General features: G+C 29.5%; 14 protein-coding genes. 12 read left to right on the plus strand and 2 right to left on the minus strand.

The features are described 5' to 3' along the window. The coding region (locus tag GTZ96_RS13810; protein ID WP_161644501.1) for a T9SS type A sorting domain-containing protein at positions 1–1,832 on the plus strand (1,832 nt) is incomplete at its 5' end. A gap of 414 nt (positions 1,833–2,246) precedes the next feature. Here GTZ96_RS13810 and GTZ96_RS13815 read toward each other — a convergent pair. Further along, positions 2,247–4,145: a hypothetical protein gene (locus GTZ96_RS13815; RefSeq protein WP_161644502.1), complete on the minus strand. Its 1,899-nt coding sequence runs from the start codon at positions 4,143–4,145 to the stop codon at positions 2,247–2,249. Positions 4,146–4,784: 639 nt separating this feature from the next. Here GTZ96_RS13815 and GTZ96_RS13820 point away from each other — a divergent pair. The 9 genes from GTZ96_RS13820 to GTZ96_RS13860 all read left to right on the plus strand — a co-directional run bounded on the left by GTZ96_RS13820 (position 4,785) and on the right by GTZ96_RS13860 (position 15,980). Then, the gene (locus GTZ96_RS13820; protein WP_161644503.1) at positions 4,785–4,949 is read left to right on the plus strand and encodes a hypothetical protein; all 165 of its coding nucleotides are present in this window, start codon (positions 4,785–4,787) and stop codon (positions 4,947–4,949) included. Between the two features lie 108 nt (positions 4,950–5,057). Next, positions 5,058–6,218, plus strand: a complete 1,161-nt coding sequence (locus GTZ96_RS13825; RefSeq protein WP_161644504.1) for a carboxypeptidase-like regulatory domain-containing protein — start codon at positions 5,058–5,060, stop codon at positions 6,216–6,218. Beyond that, positions 6,215–7,651, plus strand: coding sequence for an HTTM domain-containing protein (locus GTZ96_RS13830; protein WP_161644505.1), 1,437 nt, complete (start codon positions 6,215–6,217; stop codon positions 7,649–7,651). Before GTZ96_RS13825 ends, GTZ96_RS13830 begins: the two co-directional genes overlap by 4 nt. Beyond that, positions 7,648–8,811: a carboxypeptidase-like regulatory domain-containing protein gene (locus GTZ96_RS13835; protein ID WP_161644506.1), complete on the plus strand. Its 1,164-nt coding sequence runs from the start codon at positions 7,648–7,650 to the stop codon at positions 8,809–8,811. The genes GTZ96_RS13830 and GTZ96_RS13835 overlap by 4 nt, the downstream gene beginning before the upstream one ends. A gap of 143 nt (positions 8,812–8,954) precedes the next feature. Further along, positions 8,955–9,107, plus strand: coding sequence for a hypothetical protein (locus GTZ96_RS13840; protein WP_181033196.1), 153 nt, complete (start codon positions 8,955–8,957; stop codon positions 9,105–9,107). A gap of 70 nt (positions 9,108–9,177) precedes the next feature. Further along, complete coding sequence (locus GTZ96_RS13845) at positions 9,178–10,362, plus strand: carboxypeptidase-like regulatory domain-containing protein (protein ID WP_161644508.1); 1,185 nt, start codon at positions 9,178–9,180, stop codon at positions 10,360–10,362. Between the two features lie 61 nt (positions 10,363–10,423). Continuing rightward, on the plus strand, positions 10,424–12,247 hold the full coding sequence (locus GTZ96_RS13850) for a hypothetical protein (protein WP_181033197.1): 1,824 nt from the start codon (positions 10,424–10,426) through the stop codon (positions 12,245–12,247). After that, on the plus strand, positions 12,216–13,424 hold the full coding sequence (locus GTZ96_RS13855; RefSeq protein WP_161644510.1) for a peptidase, M50 family protein: 1,209 nt from the start codon (positions 12,216–12,218) through the stop codon (positions 13,422–13,424). Before GTZ96_RS13850 ends, GTZ96_RS13855 begins: the two co-directional genes overlap by 32 nt. Positions 13,425–13,667: 243 nt before the next feature. Continuing rightward, the gene (locus tag GTZ96_RS13860) at positions 13,668–15,980 is read left to right on the plus strand and encodes an O-antigen ligase family protein (RefSeq protein WP_181033198.1); all 2,313 of its coding nucleotides are present in this window, start codon (positions 13,668–13,670) and stop codon (positions 15,978–15,980) included. On the opposite strand, the gene GTZ96_RS13865 is transcribed toward GTZ96_RS13860, so the two are convergent. Continuing rightward, positions 15,972–16,148, minus strand: coding sequence for a hypothetical protein (locus GTZ96_RS13865; protein WP_161644512.1), 177 nt, complete (start codon positions 16,146–16,148; stop codon positions 15,972–15,974). The two genes, GTZ96_RS13860 and GTZ96_RS13865, sit on opposite strands and share 9 nt — an antisense overlap. Before the next feature lie 694 nt (positions 16,149–16,842). Between GTZ96_RS13865 and GTZ96_RS13870 the strand changes: the two genes are divergently transcribed. Together GTZ96_RS13870 and GTZ96_RS13875 are read left to right on the plus strand one after the other, a co-directional pair. Beyond that, positions 16,843–18,402 carry an O-antigen ligase family protein gene (locus GTZ96_RS13870; RefSeq protein WP_161644513.1) on the plus strand — a complete coding sequence of 520 codons (1,560 nt, stop codon included), beginning with the start codon at positions 16,843–16,845 and terminating at the stop codon, positions 18,400–18,402. 226 nt (positions 18,403–18,628) lie between these two features. Then, complete coding sequence (locus GTZ96_RS13875; protein ID WP_161644514.1) at positions 18,629–18,859, plus strand: hypothetical protein; 231 nt, start codon at positions 18,629–18,631, stop codon at positions 18,857–18,859. The last annotated feature ends 18 nt before the right edge of the window (positions 18,860–18,877 follow it).

Consider the following 18,877-nt stretch of genomic DNA (forward strand, 5'->3'; position numbering starts at 1 on the left):
CATCAGTTGCCACTGAAGGTTATGCTATCAACAATACTGATTGTAATGATAACGATGCCGCTGTTCATCAGCCAATTCAATATTATGTAGATGCCGATAAAGACGGATTTGGATCGACTACAACAGCCATGTTATGCTCATCAGTAGCTCCTGAAGGTTATGCTATCAACAATAGCGATTGTAATGATAACGATGCCGCTGTTCATCAGCCAATTCAATATTATGTAGATGCCGACAAGGATGGATTTGGATCAACTGCAACAGCAATGTTATGTTCATCTATTGCTCCTCAAGGATATGCTACCAACAATAGCGATTGTAATGATAGCGATGCGACTGTTCATCAGCCAATTCAATATTATGTAGATGCCGACAAGGATGGATTTGGATCGACTGCAACAGCAATGTTGTGTTCATCAGTTGCCACTGAAGGTTATGCTACCAACAATACCGATTGTAATGATAGCGATGCGACTGTTCATCAGCCAATTCAATATTATATAGATGCCGACAAGGATGGTTTTGGATCGACTGCAACAGCAATGTTGTGTTCATCAGTTGCCACTGAAGGTTATGCTATCAACAATACTGATTGTAATGATAACGATGCCGCTGTTCATCAGCCAATTCAATATTATGTAGATGCCGATAAAGACGGATTTGGATCGACTACAACAGCAATGTTATGCTCATCAGTAGCTCCTGAAGGTTATGCTATCAACAATAGCGATTGTAATGATAGTGATGCGACTGTTCATCAGCTAATTCAATATTATGTAGATGCCGACAAGGATGGATTTGGATCGACTACAACAGCAATGTTATGTTCATCTATTGCTCCTCAAGGATATGCTACCAACAATAGCGATTGTAATGATAGCGATGCCGCTGTTCATCAGCCAATTCAATATTATGTGGATGCAGATAAAGATGGATTCGGATCGACTGCAACAGCAATGTTGTGTGCGCCTACTGCTCCTCAAGGTTATGCTACCAACAACAGCGATTGTAATGATAACGATGCCGCTGTTCATCAGCCAATTCAATATTATGTGGATGCAGATAAAGACGGATTTGGATCGAATGTAACAGCAATGTTGTGTACATCAGTGGCTCCTCAGGGATATGCTACTAACAACAACGATTGTGATGACACCAATGCGGTTCAATTGACCGCAACGATTCCGAATGTGTATGCCCTTAATGCTGCGGTGGATGACAAAAACACCATCTATATTGGATATGGCCCAACTTCATTAAATATTACTGCAACTCCGGCAGGAGGAACAGCTCCTTATACTTATAAATGGAATACAAATCAAACAGCAAAAACCATTGCCGTATCAGCTGCAGGCACCTATACTGTAGTAGTAACTGATTTCAAAGGTTGTCAGACAACAGCTTCTATTGTGATTAACACCTTAAATGTACAGTGTGGTAACTCAAATGATAAAGTTATGGTTTGTCATAATGGTCAGGCAATTTGTGTGAGTTCTAATTCGGTACAAGCGCATTTGAATCATGGTGATAAACTGGGCTCTTGCAGTTACATCTCAAGCAAAGACATTAGTAAAACCTTGAGTGAGGAAAATGCTACTGAAAATGTAAGCGTTTATCCTAATCCTGTTACCAGCTTATTGAATGTAAAAGTGAATGAAGTACAAACTGGTGCTACGCTCGAACTTTATAATTCAATAGGAATGAAAGTACTGTCTCAAACTTTGAAAAGTACTACAGAAATAATGTCTTTAGATCAATTGCCTTCCGGAATGTATATTCTGAACATCAAAAATGGAAATATAATTACCGTGAAGAATATTATCAAAAAATAAATTATTTTTCCAAAAACCCAAGCCGTCTCTTGTGTATGAACTTGAGGCGGTTTTTTTTGTTTTTAATGTCACGTTCTGAAATAAATTGACACAAAAGTTGACTTATATGAAAAACAAAGATGCTAAGAGATGCATCATACAGATAGAGGTTTACAATATTACAACAAGAAATATATAAAACTTACAACAAAGAATAATATTATGATTTGGTGTTACTGAGAATTCAAACCCAGATGTAGTTAGGGAAAGTATATATTCGTACAACATAAAAGACCTCATTAATCTTCAAAAAAGAGAACACCAGAACAGCCATATAAATGAAAATCCCGACTACATAGTGCAATCGGGAAATTAATATTAAATCGGTGTCGACCAGTTTTAAGATTATTCATAACAAAAAATTATTTGCATAAATTAATAATTATCAAACCCTAACCATTTTTGTTTTTTGTTTTTATCAATAGTAAACACATGTTCTTCTTTACCATTTGTATTATCTTTTAACCACAACAGAGAATTAACCGGTGTGTTATAATAAAGAACTGTGTCCTTAGCCACTTGCCTGCCTAAAGTTTTCCATTCCTTGTCCCAATAAAACAACTCATATTCATCCCCTATATTTATATGGTTACTGTCATTTCTTGCCTGAAAACCAACAGAACGAACAAGCGTAGGTTTCTTAAACTTTAATCCTAAAGTAAAATCCCGACCTCCTGAATATGATCCGGGATCTTCATCAAAAGCGCCTTCTTCCCATTTCAAAATAGCATTGTTTTGTTTAACAACTTCTCCTTTCAATTCTTTTCCATTAGCATCATAAAAAGCCAACTTAACCAAAAAAGATTCTTTTTTATTGGAATAAAAACGAACATACTTAAATTTTTCTTGCTGTTTTACTAATATCTTTTTTAAATGGGTGCTGTTAAAATTTGATATATGATATAATGTTTTTGCATTGTTAAAATTTTTATTATCGGCTCCCTGAATCAGGTTATCATTCAGACTTGTCATCCAATCCAATTTTGTTTTAGTTCTCGCTGTAGTTAATCCATATTTTCTAACTAAGGGAACTGAATTCAAAACAGATTTAGAAGGCTTAAAAAAATGAATCTTTTTAGTATTATCTATAAAAAAGGGATAATTAATCGGAATAATTGTGTTTTCTTCCTGAATGCCCGCTAAGTATAATACGTTCACCCCTATGTTTTTAAATGTATTGTTTTCATCTTTGCTTTCACCATATGAAACAGCTGCCCATTGGTTATTCCTATCAAAAACATATAATACTGGTTGAGAATGAGGAGCATTCAGAATATTATTGATAATAATATTTACCGTTGGAACATAATGTGTTGTCACATCTTTTGCAAATGGTGAAAATGTGAAGTCTTTTTGAGAACCATAAGTTACCCTATTTATTTTTGGGATACTTTCTCCTAAATATTCCTCTCTTACATCAACTTTTCTGGATACATCTGTAGAATATTCCTCGCCTCCATATTTAACATATACCCAGGAATGTCCCATAGAATAATGATTTCCCCAATGGGATATCATCTCCTGAGCACTAATTATCCCCAAAGATCTAAATACATTCACTAAATAATTTACCCCATCACTGCATACCCCCATTCTGGATTTTTCAATTTGGCTAATACTTAATGGTATAGGATAAAGTTCTCTCATTTGTCCCATAACTGTAAATTTAAATTCGGATTCAACAGAATCCACTACCGAACGTAAAGAAGCCCCATTTTCAAGATATTTATAAACCCATGAATACTTTTTAGCCAATTTTTCACGGGCATCTGCCTCAATAGGTTCATCGCTATCTTTATATGGTAAAATATAATTGCAAAATTCCTCAAAGGAAGCTCTTTTATTCTTTGGAATTTTATTCCAGGCCTCGAATGATAATTCAATAGTATTAATTAAATATTCAGAAGTAACCGACTTGACATCCGGAATTAATTCTGCTTTTCTTAAACTTATTTTTTGTGATACCGAGTCTAACATTTTTTCAAAAACACCACGACGCAATCCATCCATGGGATAGTTGCTTATGCTGTCAAAAGCATCCTCAAATCCAGTAACGGACTTATGTGAATAATGATTGGGCATATTTTCGATAAGGAATACCGCAGCTTTATATTTAAGACTGTCCGCTGAATCTTCCTTATAAAAATTCAAAACTTTTTCCAACTCTTGCTTGTTATCCTCTGCTTCTTCCAATGCTCTTTTTGTACCGTTTGAATACTTATTACACGAAATTAATACAAGTGTTAGAATACAAAAACATACTACTTTTTTCATTTAATTACATTTTAAATTCATAATATCCGACTATTTATAACCCAAATTAAGTGCGCCAAAATACAAAATAGAATTATTACAAAGTAAATTATTTCTGATAATTATTCATTTTCCTCTATAAAGAGATTAATTTCCTAATAAGTGACAATACAGCTATTAAAAAATTGAAAATCCTTACAAAAAAACACAAACACAACACGTTAATTAACAGGTAGTTGCTTTAAAAACTAGAGAAAAATATTATTTTAACAAACAGTTCAGAACAGTTATTAATTAATTAATTCGTAGGTTTGAAATATTGTAAAATTCTTATAAAAATAGAGTTTTTCACTCTTAATCAACAAATCCAAACCAATGTTAAAAACACCCCTCCTATTGTCAAAAACATCAAGGATTTTCCTTATGCTTTTGGTGTTTTATTCTTTTGATTCTGCCTCTGATTAATATTTCTAAATCGTTAGGGCAGGAAATTAATATTGAAAATTCAAAAAACATAAAGCATAAAATAAAAACATTCAGTAGCTACGAATTGAGGGAAGAAGTGTAAAATACACCCAAAGAAAAAATTGACACATAAGGACGAGACTAGATGCCGAGACAAAAAGAAAAGTAGAATTGTTTAACTCAAATAAATAAATCATGAATTTAGAAAATAAATTATTGGAAAACCAATTATTAGAAAAATTTCAAGTTGAAGAACTGGAAAAAAGACTTGAATTTAGCGGACCTCTTGATTGGATAGTACCTCATGACCCAAATGAAGTGGGCGGGATTATAACAGTTATTACAGGTTCAGGAGGGTAAAGCCAACCAAACTACTGGTACAAAGGTTGATTTTGAATTGTGCCAATATTTTTTTTAGCATTTGCCTTAAGGCAAATGCTAATTTTCAATTAGACTAAAAGAAATGAAATGAAAAAAATATTAGTTTTAATTTTCGTTTTAAAGATAGGAATAGCCAATTCACAAACGAAAATAATAGGAGTAGTCAAAAACTATATAACTAATTTACCTATAGAAAATGCAAATATAACAATAAAGAATCAACCATATGCAACAAGCACAAATAGTAGCGGGAATTTTGAACTTAATACAGAAAACAAATCAAAAAAAATAGAAATTATTGTTTCTTATATAGGATATGAAAGTAAGTTAATTATGATAAATGAAATTGAATCTATACCATTAAACATAACCTTAAATGAGAAAGCTATTTTATTAGACGAAGTCGTTATAATGCCCGTAAAAAGTATTTTAAACAAAGTATTACAAAATTACGAACAGAATTATTTTTTAAACTCACAATATGAAGTTTATTTCAAACAAATTTCAAGTTTTGATGATGAAATCAAAAGATATTATGACGGTAATGGTTTATTAACCACTAATATAGGTGAAGAGGTAAAATTAAAACCGATTAAAATTAACAAAGCTATTGATAAAGACTATCTGCTTGCTAATTTAAATGAAAACCTTATCAATTTAAAAATGGCTTTTTCACAATTAAATGTAAAAAACATGGTAAGTATTTTGAGTAAAAATGAAAACTTATTTGAAATTGAAACAAAATATACAACTTATAACGGTTTAAACATTTACAAATTAATTTTCACTCAAAATATAACCAAAGATAAAAAGAACATAATCACATTACTTATTGAAAATAAAAATTTTGCTATTATAAATTTAGATATTAAAGGAGATAGAGGAAGTGGTATTGATAAGATATATAAAGTAAATGCAGATTATTCTAGAATTGCAATAAATAGTAATGGTTTTATAAATTTTAAACAGTTCAATGATAAATGGATTATTGATGATTTAGAGATTGGTGTTGAGGTCGAATACATAAAAAAGGATATTCCAAATATTTATAATAAAAACATATTAAAGTTATATACTACAAAATTTCGTGATGAAATTATTAAATGTAATCATAATTTTGATTTGTCAAAAGATATTTTTAATCAAAAAAATAATCTTGAAAATTTAGATATAAAAGAGATTAAAAACATAATTCCAAAAACAGAAAAAGAAATCTCTTTTTACAATAAAAATAGTATAACAAAATGAAAATTTATGGATTAGATATCAGGTCATTGGGATTATTCCGAATTTTATTAGGAATTTCAATTTTATACGATTTAATTTTCAATAAACTTTTACTTTTCAATGAATTATATGATATTGATGGTTTGATAGGGTATAACTTCTTGAAAAATTCTTTGCACACCAACTCATTATTGGGGTTCATTAATCTATCTTACTATGAATTATTGTTTTTGCACATTTTTGCATTAATAATGTTTCTATTATTTACTATTGGTTATTTTACAAAAATAACTTCGGTAATTTCCTATATTTTATTTATTCTAATTACCCATACCTATTTCTATACTATGATTGGAGCAGATCAAATAGTAGTAGCAATATTTACTTTTGCATTATTTTTACCTTTAAATGAAACTTTTAGTGTGGACAAAGGATTTTTAAAAAGTATTGATAAAAATATTGAAGTAAAAGGTTTAGCTATAACGGCTATTTTAATTCAAATAAGTTTCATCTTTTTTTTTAATTCATTAAGTAAAAACGGAGATGATTGGATAAACGGCACTGCTATTAAATACACTCTCATTGATACAATCATTTCAAGAAGATATTCACATGTTCTTTTTAATTTTAAAATTATATGTTTTTTAACCTATATCACTCATTTTTTTCAACTACTGTTTCTGTTTTTAATATTTTTTCCTTTCAAAAATTCAAAAATAAGATTGTTTTTATCTCTAACAATTTTAGCAATTCATTGGGGAATCTATATTTTGCTTGATGTGGGTTATTTCAATATTATATGTAGTAGTATTTCAGTTCTTTTATTACCTAATCATTTTTGGAATTATTTTTCAAAAAATAATGAGAAAGTTATAACTACAAATCAACTTAAAAAGCATGTTAAATTAACGCTAATTATATTATTACTTTTAATTACTCAACGAAATGTTTTTAATTTTTTAAATATGACTATTTTATCTAAAACAAAAAAATTTCAAGAGATCTATTCATATTTTAAGCCAATTAATGATATTTCTAGGTGCTTCCCTTTAATATCACAATTTTGGGGTATGTTTTCACCAAATCCTCCTCACGAAATTGGTTTTGTTACAATTGAAGGCATTAAAAAAGATGGTAAAACTGTAAATCTTTCTCAATTAGATCCATTTAAAAATCATTATAAAACTACAACCAACAATGTGGTAAATAAAGTAATGCTAACTATAAGGTCCATATATGCTAGTAATCATTACAAAAATAAAGATTCAATAACGAAAGAGGTTGTTGAAATTTGGGAAAATTATGAATGGAGAAAAATCGAAAAAAAATATGAAACTAATGAATTTTTGAAAATAGATATTGTGTTTTACTCATGTAGTGTCGAAGAATATTTGAAAAATGGAAGTTATCATTTTAAAAAGATTTTAGTAAAGAATCTTAAGCAAAAATCATGAAGCATATACTATCACTATATCTATATTTATTTTTATTCTGTGTATTTTCTTATTCTCAAAATTATCAAATTAAGAAAATAGTTGTTGATGCAACTACCAAATTACCATTAGAAAATGTACTTGTTTTTAACGAAACAGACAATTCTACTACAAATGCCGATGGAAAATTTGTTTTTGTTTCACAAAAAAATGAAATCAATTTGAATCTATTAGGTTATGAGGAAGTAAAAACTACGTTTGATGAACTAAAAAATGCAAATGACACCATTTTTATGCAAATAAAAACAATTGAATTACAAGAGGTTGTCGTGAACAATGCGGGTTCTTACATGCAAAAAGTATATAGTAAAATAAAAGATAATGTTTTACTTAATTACACAGTTGATTTTTTCTTGAGAAACACACTTAAAAAAGAGAATGAAAACATTGTTTTACAGGATATTTACGCCAAAAAAAATCAAAATACGACCAATAAAAAAATGATCAGTATTGAAATTTTGAATATGAGAAAAATTAAACTTTTTGAAAAAAAAGACCATATTAATTTTAAATTTCCAGATTTTAATTCTTTTATAAGTATGATAGTCCCTGAACCAAGTAAATGCAACTACACGGAAATAGCATTTAATGATGCTGATTACAAGAAAATAACATTTGAAACAAAAGAAAAAGATCATACAGGGCAAATTTGGAGTGGCTATTTTATTATTAATAGAAACGATTATGCAGTAGTTGAATACTATATCATACCGAATAATGATTTGAATAAAACGCCTTACCAAAAAGGATTGATTTCGAATGTACAATTCAGAACAATAAAGTGGAATAAATGTATGAAATTTAGCAAAGATATAGCTACAAATAAATATTATCCGATTAATTTAAAAATGGAATGTAGGGTAGAGATAGTAACCGATAAAAAAACATTTTTTTATGATAATAATATAGATTATTTTGTAACAAACAACCCAACAAACGAAAAGGTCAACTCTAATTTTTCTCCTGATAAAGATCTTTTTAAAGCCAAATTCCCTTATTCTAAAGATTTTTGGAAAAACCAAAATCAATTGCCATTAACGACAGAATTAGAGTTGTTTTTGAAATCGATAGCCGATAAAAAAGATAAAACCAAGGAGTATGAAGTAATAGGTAATTTTTAAGTAAAACACAAAAAACTTCTATATCACGAATTAAGGAATGATTCAGATAATTAGCAACCCAAAGAAAAAAGCAAAACATAAGGACGAGACTAAATGCCGAAATAAAAAGAAAAGTATAATGTTTAACACAAAAAATCAAAATAATGAATTTGGAAAATGAATTATTAGAAAAATTTCAGATTGAAGAACTTGAAAAACGTTTTGAGATGAGTATTTGGACTCCTGGACCAACCGATGTAAACCCTAATACCGGCGAAGCTGGGGGAGTAGGATGGACAATCGAATGGGGTGGATAGTTCAATGAGTTTAATTATTATGAAACGGAAGTATTTCACTTCTGTTTTTATTCACATTTAAATACATTTTATGAGAAAAATATTAAGCATAGTTTTTTTTATTATTGGAACTGTACTTTTTGGGCAAGAAAAAGAAATAACTATACTTGACAAGGACAATGGATTGCCTATTTCTCAAGTAAATATATTCTACAAAGACTTGAACGAAGGTGTTTTGACCAATGATGATGGAATGGCAAAAATACGATTAAAAAAGTATGATTTATCATTCTTACATTTCAATTATAGGGATACAATCATCTCAAAAGAAAAAATAGCATTCTTAAAGGATACTCTGTGGTTAACTCCAAAGCCCATAATATTGGAAGAAGTTGTTGTACAAAATAGTAATCTAAAAAAAAGGATGGAGTATGTTTTAGACAAATATAATGACTTGTACGTAGATTATCCAACGGAAAAGGAATGTTCTATTAAAGAAACTTTTTTGTTTGACAATACCTATAAAAGGCTTTTTTCAGCAGAATTAAAATGGTGGAGTAAAGGTTTCTATTATGATTTAAAAAAAAATCAGAATGATTTTACTAAATTAAGTTTAGGGAAAATTGACTACAACAAAATTACTACTGTCAATCTAGAGTTTGGAGAGCAAGGTTTTGCTTCTATTGTAACAAATAAGATGATTCCTTTGTTTTACTTGAATTCTATACTTTCTATTTTACTCAAACACACAGATGAGACCAATTCTTTTATTGAAAGCAAAGAGAATACATACACAACAATATCATATAATACAAATTGGATTACCGATAAAAATGGGGTTGTGTACCAACATATCGGAAAAATTACTTTCGACAATACAACAAATGCAATTGTCAAACTATTGGATAGTTTGATTTATAAGGATAGAAAAGAGCAAAATAAAAAAACTACAAAAGCTAATAAAATAGCCACAACTTATAGCAATAGCGAGCTTTCAGAATATATTTTTCTCAAAAACAAAGAGGGTAAATGGGGTATTAAATATTTCAATATAAGTTTAAATGGATTTTTGGATTATGATAATGTATTACATCCAGTAATTCTATCTAACAGTCTGTTTATATTAAAAGAAACAAAAGTAAAAAAGAGTAGTGAAAAAGAATCGATAGATTTAAACAAACCAATTTATAAAAATTTACCTAAAGAAACAATAATGAATACTAATACTATTATGTTAACCGAAAAAGAGTTAGAGTTTATCAACAATAAAAAATAAAATGACATTTCATAGTTACATCCAAAATTTACCTTTGCATCAGAATTTAAAAAAAATAATTTTGAATTCCAATTTCATAAATAGCAATCCCACCTACTACCAAAAATACCCCTCATTATTTTCAAATTCTTTTTTGATAACCAAAGAGCAATTGGATTTATTAGATATATCAGGTTATTTATATTATCAAGCTACAATATTCACAGATAGATTAATTGATGAAAAAGACATTACAAAATTTCCATTAATAACCATTTGCCAAGAAGAAAGCATCAAAATCCTAACCAGTATTTATGGATTAGAGAGTAATTTTTGGATACTCTGGAATAAAAGGCGAAATGAATATTTAGAAGCAATTGTTTTTGAAAAAGTACTTAGTAAAAAGGAAGTTGTTACTATTGAAGAATATGAAACTTTAGCGGATACCAAATCGGCATTTGGCAAAGTAGCCATTGATTGTTTGTATAGTATTGACAACACCAATGTAGCTGTGTATGAAAAGTTGTTGCTTTCGCACAAGTATTTTTCGGTGGCTTTTCAACTCAACGACGATATTCAGGATTTTAAAGAAGACCTCAAAAAGGGACAATTCAATTGGGCAGTGTATCTTTTAAAACAACAAAATATTATAAATAAAGACCCCGATATTTTAGTAAAATATCTTTATATCAGAGGTGTGTCAAAACAAATGTACTTGTTGGGTATTGATTATTGCAATAAAGCACTGGATTCCATTGAAAATATAGCTGTTCCAAAATGGAAAAAAGTGTTGGTTGATACAAAAAAATCGTTCACAACTGCTATTATTGAAATTGAAAATTATATAGAAGTGCTAACATCCGAAGTAAGTGTATCTAATGATTTTTTTATTGAAAACAACTTACAGTATAGTATTTTGTCGGGAATACAATTTATAAAATCCAAGCAACAAAATAACGGAAGTTGGAGAGAATATGTAAATCAAGGTGGTATAAGTAATACGTGGGCAACCGCATTTATTACTTCTAAAATTTCAGAATCTGAAAATTTAAAAATATTTTTTGAAAACGAAATACTAAAAGCATTAGATTTTCTAAATCAAAATACAACAGAAACATTGTGGAGTTACAATACCACTTGGATTGAAGATGCCGATTCAACCAACTTTGTGCTTTTATCATTTTTGCATAATAACATCCAAATTGAAAATGAAATTTTAGAAAATTGGTTGTTTTATCAGACCCAAAATGGTAGTTTTTCAACCTATTCTGATAAAAAATATTTATTGACTGCTCTTGATGATAAAAATATTTCAAATGTAAACGGCTGGTTATCAATTCATAATTGCGTGAGTGCAGTGAGTTTTTATTTTTTAGCACAACAAAATCAAAATGGCAATTCATTTTTAAGAATCAAAAATTACTTTGATAAAAATCTTAAAAACGAGTTAAATTCTTATTGGTGGACTAGCAGTATTTATACCTATTATTATTTGGCTAAAACCTATCAGTTTTTGGATGAAACTGATAAAGTCGATTATATAGTTTCCAAAATAAATGCTATTCAAAATGAAAATGGCAGTTTTTCAGACGTTTATGGAGAAAATGTGTTTTACACAGGATTAGCTTTGGAAATATTGCTTTTGAGCCCAATTAAAAATAAACAACAAATAGAAAAAACAATCTCTTATTTACTCCAAAATCAATTTAGCGATGGTTCTTGGCAAAATTCAAATGCCTTACAAGTGCCAAATGCTCAAGATACAGTGCCCAACAAAATTCCTTTTCCAATAGCCCCTTTTGGAATGAATGTGAGAGCTAAAGAATTTAACAGACTATTTACAACAACCTCAGTTTTACAATCATTATCAGTTTATGAAGACAGCTATAGTTCCGTTACTTTCTAAAGAAATTACCTTTCATTCAATAAATAAAAATGAATATTTTATACATCAAACGGTATATGACCATCGCATAAAAATTTCGTCGGAATTATATCATTTCATTCAATTGATTGATAATCAAACAGAATTAAAAAATATTGTTTGTAATTACAATTTAAAATACAAATCTAATATAACTATTGAATTTGCTTACGATTTTCTGTACCATAAATTGGCCACTTACGGAATAATACAAAGTGATGAAATAGCAATTAAACCCAACCAAAAACCCAATTACATAAAATTAAATTTTATTTTAATTAGCGAAAAAATAGTGTCTAAATTTACGCAACAATTACATTTTTTATTTGAATCTAAAATTTCAAAAGTAATTATAATAGTCGCTTTTCTACTGTTTGCTTTCAGTTTTCACTACTACAATTCTCAAATATTCCATACCAGTTTGCCAAAATCGCAGTGGTTATTCTTTTTTATATTAAGTTTCATTAGTGCTACTTTTCACGAGTTGGGTCACGCATCAGCGGCACATCATTATGGCGCCAAACACGGTGGAATTGGTGGTGGTTTTTATCTGTTTATGCCTGTTTACTTTGCCGATGTTACGGATATTTGGAAGTTACCCAAACAACAACGTATAGTAGTTAATCTTGCAGGAATGTATTTTGAAATCATTTATGTGGTATTTCTAATTTTGATTGGCTTGGTTTTTAATTTTCCAATATTCATCATTTTTGGTTGTATTATTTTAATGTCATCCTTGCGTAATCTTAATCCATTTCTAAGAAGTGATGGCTATTGGGTTTTGTCTGATGCTATAGAAAAACCAAATTTAATGACGCACGGTTTTCTTAAAATTAAACAATTTTATAAATCAAAAGCAACGTGGAAAAAAATGGATTACTTTTTATTGAGTTATGGCTTGGTATGTTATAGTTTTATTTTATTTTTCCTTTATTTTGTCCTTATAAAAAATCCTGACTCTATACTTTATTTTCCTCAAAACTGTACGTATTTTATTCAAAATCTATTTTATGAAAACGCACCATTTTCATTGGCTGAACTAGGAAAATTATTCATTCCATTACTTTTTTTCTATTTAATTTTTGGATTGGCAAAAAGTTTTATTCCCTTGTTAAAAAAGAGTGTTTTGGAGAGATTACGACAAAAACAACTACCCTAAATTAACTGATATACAGAATTCTACCCATTAAATAATTGCAATTGTTTTAAAAAAACTTTTCAGAAACAATACATTAACAATTCATAATTTACAATTCACAATTATAACCCAATGACTGCATTTTTTAATTTCTTTAAACATTATGGTATTCTAACAGCACTGTTGCTAGGATATACACTGTTCGTTATTTTCTTTTGGAATCTCCAAATGTTGTTTCCAGTGAGTTTTATAATTCTTTTCAAATTGTTTAAAAGTAAAATTTCGTCAATTACTATTTCCTATTTGGATATTGGCTTTGCCATTCTGTTCATCAGTGAAATTATAACGGCTTTTAATTCTTCATACCCTTTCAACAGTATTAGTTCCTACATACGGTTGAGTTTTATGCTCTTTTTATACGTTGGTTGTAAATTATTTTTTAAGGATTCAAAAAAACAATTGCTTCTCCTGGGAGTATTGGTTATTTTTAGTGCCGTACTTGTTGTTTTTACAATAAACGATTTTATCAGTTTTCAAACCAAACTTGAATTGGCAGGTTTTTCAAGTAGTATCAATTTCAAACACCTTTATACGCCTTTTGGTAATTTGATTAATGCCTGGAGCAGCGTACTTTTGTTATTTATCCCTTTGAATTGTCTCTTTTTATGGAAACTACGCAACAAAAAATGGGTATTTCTAGTCTATTTGAATTTGTTTTTGATTTGTTTTTGTATTTTATCTTCTTTTTCGAGAGGAGCTTATATTAGCCTTTTCGCATTTATATTCATTTTTAATTTGCTAGTGTGGGATCAATTTTCTTTAAAAAGAATCCTTTTATACAATGCAATTGTAGTATTCTTCATTTGCATTGCTGCAATCCCAATAAACAAGGATGTGTTGACTACTGTTTCATTCAATGCAACCGAGTCGCAACAACGAAGTACTTCGTCAAGAATGAGTGATTGGCAAAACACAAAAGAGCTTATTAAGGACAAACCTATATTGGGCTGGGGACAAGGTAACTTTATTTTAGCTCAAGACAAAGTAGCATTTCAAAAAGAAGACTCGGTGTTTTGCCCCCGAACTCAAAACACCTATATAAATTTACTTGTTGAAAGAGGTGTATTTGGTTTTAGCTGTTATTTGGTTTTTCTTGGAATTGTTTTTCTTGTTTTACTCCGGAATTTTAAATCAAGAACAATTTCTAGTGAAGATAAAATTATAATGAGCCTTATTGCATCTGGAATTCTTGCCATACTATTACGGGAGTTTACTTATGCGTCTATTTTTGAGTTTAATAGTGTGTTTTTTATGTTTTACAGTTTACTGTTTTTTCTTATTCGTTATGATATTCCTTTTAGAACAATACATTTGGCAAAATTGAATTATAGTATTCCGTCATTATTTTTGATTGCTATTGCTACTTTGCTGTATATAAATATAAGCAAAGTCTTAATTTTAGAGCAAAATGACAATTTTTTGAAATCTTTTTATAAAGATGATTTTAAATCTAGCCAAGTTTCAATTAATAAAGCCGTTGAATTGGCTCCCTATAATAGTAGCATCCTTAAAAATCATAGTTTGTTTTTGTTGAAGAATAGTTTAGAAATTGAAATTTCAGAAAAGCATCCCCGTTTGCTTTCGATTACGTTTATAAATAAAGATACGCTTCAATTGGCTTCCAAAGATTTAAAAACCATCTTAAAATTAAATCCGTACGATGATGAGAACTTACACAATCTAGCTTGGGTTTATTTTGCATTAGGACAACAAAAAACAGCACAAGATTTACTAACAAGTGCTATAAAATTGGATACTTACAATAGCACTTATCATATTAGCAAAGTGTTATTTGATTTGAAACAAGAAAATAATTCCGAGGTAAAAATCCACCTTGTCAAGGCACTTCGATACAGTCCAGAGGTATTGGAGTCTATATTTTTTAAAGAATTATCAAAAAAACATCCAAAACTAGCAAAAGAATCTAAACAAATTGCAATTTCAGATTTATATGCAGCAATTAAAATCAATAATAATACTATTTTAAAAGCTCGTTTGGCGAGATTATTATTAGAAGAAAATCCTAAGAAAGCAAAGCAACTTTTACAGGAGGTTACAACTACTTTACCTAATTTAAGCAGACCTTGGTTGTATTTGGCATACATAAATAGCCTAGAAACAAATGATACTCTTAAAATAGAAAAAAGCTATCAAAAATCACTTTTTTTAAATCCCAATGATTTTCTTTTGAATACCTATTATGGGAATTATTATATGGCACAAGACAATGAAAAAAAAGGGCTTCAATTTTTTAGAATGTCATTGCTATCTTATAGTGCTATAAAGAGTTCCAATTATTCCAAAAATTACTTTTTTTCAAACATTCCAGTTTCAGGCAATTCTATTATTCCTAACAACTTACTGTATTACACATCCCCTGATCCACAAGCATTACCAATTTTCAAAGCTTTTGAAAAATACCATCAAATAAAACATCCTAAATATAAAGGCTTTTATTCCAAAATGGTAAAATCCTACTCACAGCGAATATTTAAACATGAGCTTGAATTACCTTAAAATTTTAATTATGTTGTCCGCTGAATCTTCCTTATAAAAATTCAAAACTTTTTCTAACTCTTGCTTGTTATCTCCTGCTTCTGCCAATGCTTTTTTTGTACCGTTAGAATACTTATTACACGAAATTAATACAAGTATTAGAATACAAAAACATACTACTTTTTTCATTTTATTATATTTTAAATTCATAAAATCCGACCATTTATAACCCGAATTAAGTGCGCCAAAGTACAAAATAGAATTATTACAAAGTAAATTATTTCTGATAATTATTCATTTTCCTATATAAAGAGATTATTTTCCTAATAAGCGACAATCCTCCTGTTAAACAATTGAAATTTCTTATAAAAAAACAAACATACAAAATACTGACTACAAGCAAGTTATACTAAAACCTAAAGACAAGTATTATTTTTAACAAACAGTTCAGAACAGTTATTAATTAATTAATTTGTAGGTTTGAAATGTTGTAAAATTCTTATAAAAACAGAGTTATTTAATCTTAATCCGTAAATCCAAACCAATGTTAAAAACACCCCTCCTATTATCTAATTTATCAAGGGTTTTTCTAACACTTTTGGTTTTTTCCCTTTTTTTGGTTTTACCCCAGATTAACATCCAAGAGTATGTGCTATCTACCATCACAAGCAAGTTGATTTACTTTCTTTATGGTTGCATGGTTCTATTAGGTTTATATGTTATTCATGTAGTTAGTGACCCAAAAAAAACGTACTCCTTTTCTAAATTAGATCTCACTCTTTTTGCACTTATATCTTATATCACTATAAATCGGTATTTTTTTCAATCACATTATGGATTCTCTATTCGTTTCATAGAATTATTGGGACTCAGTCTCCTGTATATGGTTTTACGTAGTATTTCAATAAAAAATTATCCTTGGTTATTGTTGTCAATAATTGTTTCTGGAATTATCCAGGCAGTGTATGGAAATCTCCAGTTACTGGGATATTTTGCCTCCAACCATTCCGGTTTTAAAATGACAGGCAGTTTTTTTAACCCGGGACCTTATGCCGGTTTTTTGGTCAGTGTATGGACTATAGCTTTGGGAATATATTTGTTTAAAGATTACATAACAACTCAAATACAATCAAAGAAAAAAAACAACTATTTATTTTTAAACAAAGTAATAAAATCCATTTTTGAGTACATTCCGTTGCTGGGACTCATTAGTATAGCCATAGTACTTCCTGCTACGCAATCCCGGGCTTCCTGGATAGCTGCAATATTGGGTAGTGCAGTTTTAATAGAATTAAAATACCGTTTTCTAAGCAATTTGTTTAAAAAAGTAACTCTTAAACTCCAAAAAACAGCTCTAATTGTACTCGCTATCGGGATTTTAATCACTGGATTTTTTAGCATCTATCACTATAAAAAAGTTTCTTCAGATGGGCGTGCTTTTATCTGGAAAGTGACAGCTGAAATGATTGCAGACGCTCCTGTCTTTGGCGTAGGCTTTGACCAATTCAAAGCAAAATACATGGACTATCAAGCTAATTATTTTGCTAAAAATGGAGAAACTACCGAAGCACAAGTAGCCGACAACAGCTATTATGCTTTTAATGAAGGTTTACAGTTTGTGACAGAAAACGGCTTGTTAGGATTTGCTTTACTTCTGATAGTAGTCTATGTTTTGTTTCTAACAAAAGTAAAACAAGAGTATCAACTTAATGCTGCTATAGCCAAAACGGGACTGTTGACCATTGGTATCTTTGCCTGCTTTTCCTACCCGATGCAAATACTGCCTATAAAATTAGTACTGGTGCTTTTGCTCGCCCTATTATCAAATAGTGCCGCAGATTGTTTTCGGTTTAAAACTAAAGACAACCCAATAAAAATAGGTATTTATAAAATACAATTTGTTCTGCTGACCTATGGAATTATATACTCGACTTTTTCTTTTACAAATAAACTTAACGAAGGTTTTATAACATGGAACAATGCTTTAATAAGTTATCAATATGGAGATTATAAAAAAGCAATTCTTGCATTTGAAACAGCGTATCCAATTTTTAAAAAAGATGGGGATTTCCTGATGAATTACGGCAAAACGCTTTCAATAGCAAGAGAACCTGATAAAGCCATTACTATATTAGAACAAGCCCAGCATTATCAAAACAATACAGTTATCGCCACCGCCTTGGGCGATAGTTACAAAGAAATAAAGCAATATAAAAAAGCAGAAGCCAGCTACCAGCAGGCCGTAAATATGACACCCGCTAAGTTTTACGCCAACTATTTATTGGCAAAGCTATACGATACTTCAGGACAAGAGGATAAAGCCATAATCATGGTGAAGAAAATAATGGATAAAGAAGTAAAAATTCCCTCAACCGCCATTAAAGAAATACGGCGAGAAATGAAAAAAATCCTGATAAAATATAAAAATCCTCCGGGGTTTTAAAAACTAAAAAACTCTCACATTAATTAATTCTAAAAATGCAGCCTATGAAATAGATCACTACCCAGAGGAAGATTTTATAAACGAAACAACTTTATAATTTTGTACAGCTGCTTACAGCTAAGCAACTGTAGTGTTTCGCAAAAATAACACTCCTATACTCCACTTTGCAAAATAATATATAAGAAAGGATTCAAATACCCTTTCTAAAAAATTAAAATTTTATAAAATGAAAAAAATATTAGGAATTTTAGGTGTTGTAGTAATTGCTGTAACAATGTTTCTTGGGACTGATAAGATAAATAGCTCAAGTCCAGATAATAATTTATCGGATGTTATTGCGATGAATTCTGCCAATGCAGAATGGGTATGGTTTGGCTGTGGTATGGACGGTGATTATTGTGGACAAACTCCAAATTGTCGGTTTGTAATTGTCAGTAGTGAGAGATGTCTTTATTAAACTAATTAAAATAGGATG

Origin of the sequence: Flavobacterium undicola (assembly GCF_009909155.2) — a bacterium.
Lineage (GTDB): Bacteria > Bacteroidota > Bacteroidia > Flavobacteriales > Flavobacteriaceae > Flavobacterium > Flavobacterium undicola.

What these genes read in the sequence shown, in the direction of transcription:
- GTZ96_RS13870 (WP_161644513.1), top strand. Translation starts at nt 16,843, where the DNA reads ATGGTTTTACGTAGTATTTCAATAAAAAATTATCCTTGGTTATTGTTG.
- GTZ96_RS13875 (WP_161644514.1), top strand. Translation starts at nt 18,629, where the DNA reads ATGAAAAAAATATTAGGAATTTTAGGTGTTGTAGTAATTGCTGTAACA.
- GTZ96_RS13830 (WP_161644505.1), top strand. Translation starts at nt 6,215, where the DNA reads ATGAAAATTTATGGATTAGATATCAGGTCATTGGGATTATTCCGAATT.
- GTZ96_RS13820 (WP_161644503.1), top strand. Translation starts at nt 4,785, where the DNA reads ATGAATTTAGAAAATAAATTATTGGAAAACCAATTATTAGAAAAATTT.
- GTZ96_RS13855 (WP_161644510.1), top strand. Translation starts at nt 12,216, where the DNA reads ATGAAGACAGCTATAGTTCCGTTACTTTCTAAAGAAATTACCTTTCAT.
- GTZ96_RS13835 (WP_161644506.1), top strand. Translation starts at nt 7,648, where the DNA reads ATGAAGCATATACTATCACTATATCTATATTTATTTTTATTCTGTGTA.
- GTZ96_RS13845 (WP_161644508.1), top strand. Translation starts at nt 9,178, where the DNA reads ATGAGAAAAATATTAAGCATAGTTTTTTTTATTATTGGAACTGTACTT.
- GTZ96_RS13840 (WP_181033196.1), top strand. Translation starts at nt 8,955, where the DNA reads ATGAATTTGGAAAATGAATTATTAGAAAAATTTCAGATTGAAGAACTT.
- GTZ96_RS13825 (WP_161644504.1), top strand. Translation starts at nt 5,058, where the DNA reads ATGAAAAAAATATTAGTTTTAATTTTCGTTTTAAAGATAGGAATAGCC.
- GTZ96_RS13865 (WP_161644512.1), bottom strand. Translation starts at nt 16,148, where the DNA reads ATGAAAAAAGTAGTATGTTTTTGTATTCTAATACTTGTATTAATTTCG.
- GTZ96_RS13815 (WP_161644502.1), bottom strand. Translation starts at nt 4,145, where the DNA reads ATGAAAAAAGTAGTATGTTTTTGTATTCTAACACTTGTATTAATTTCG.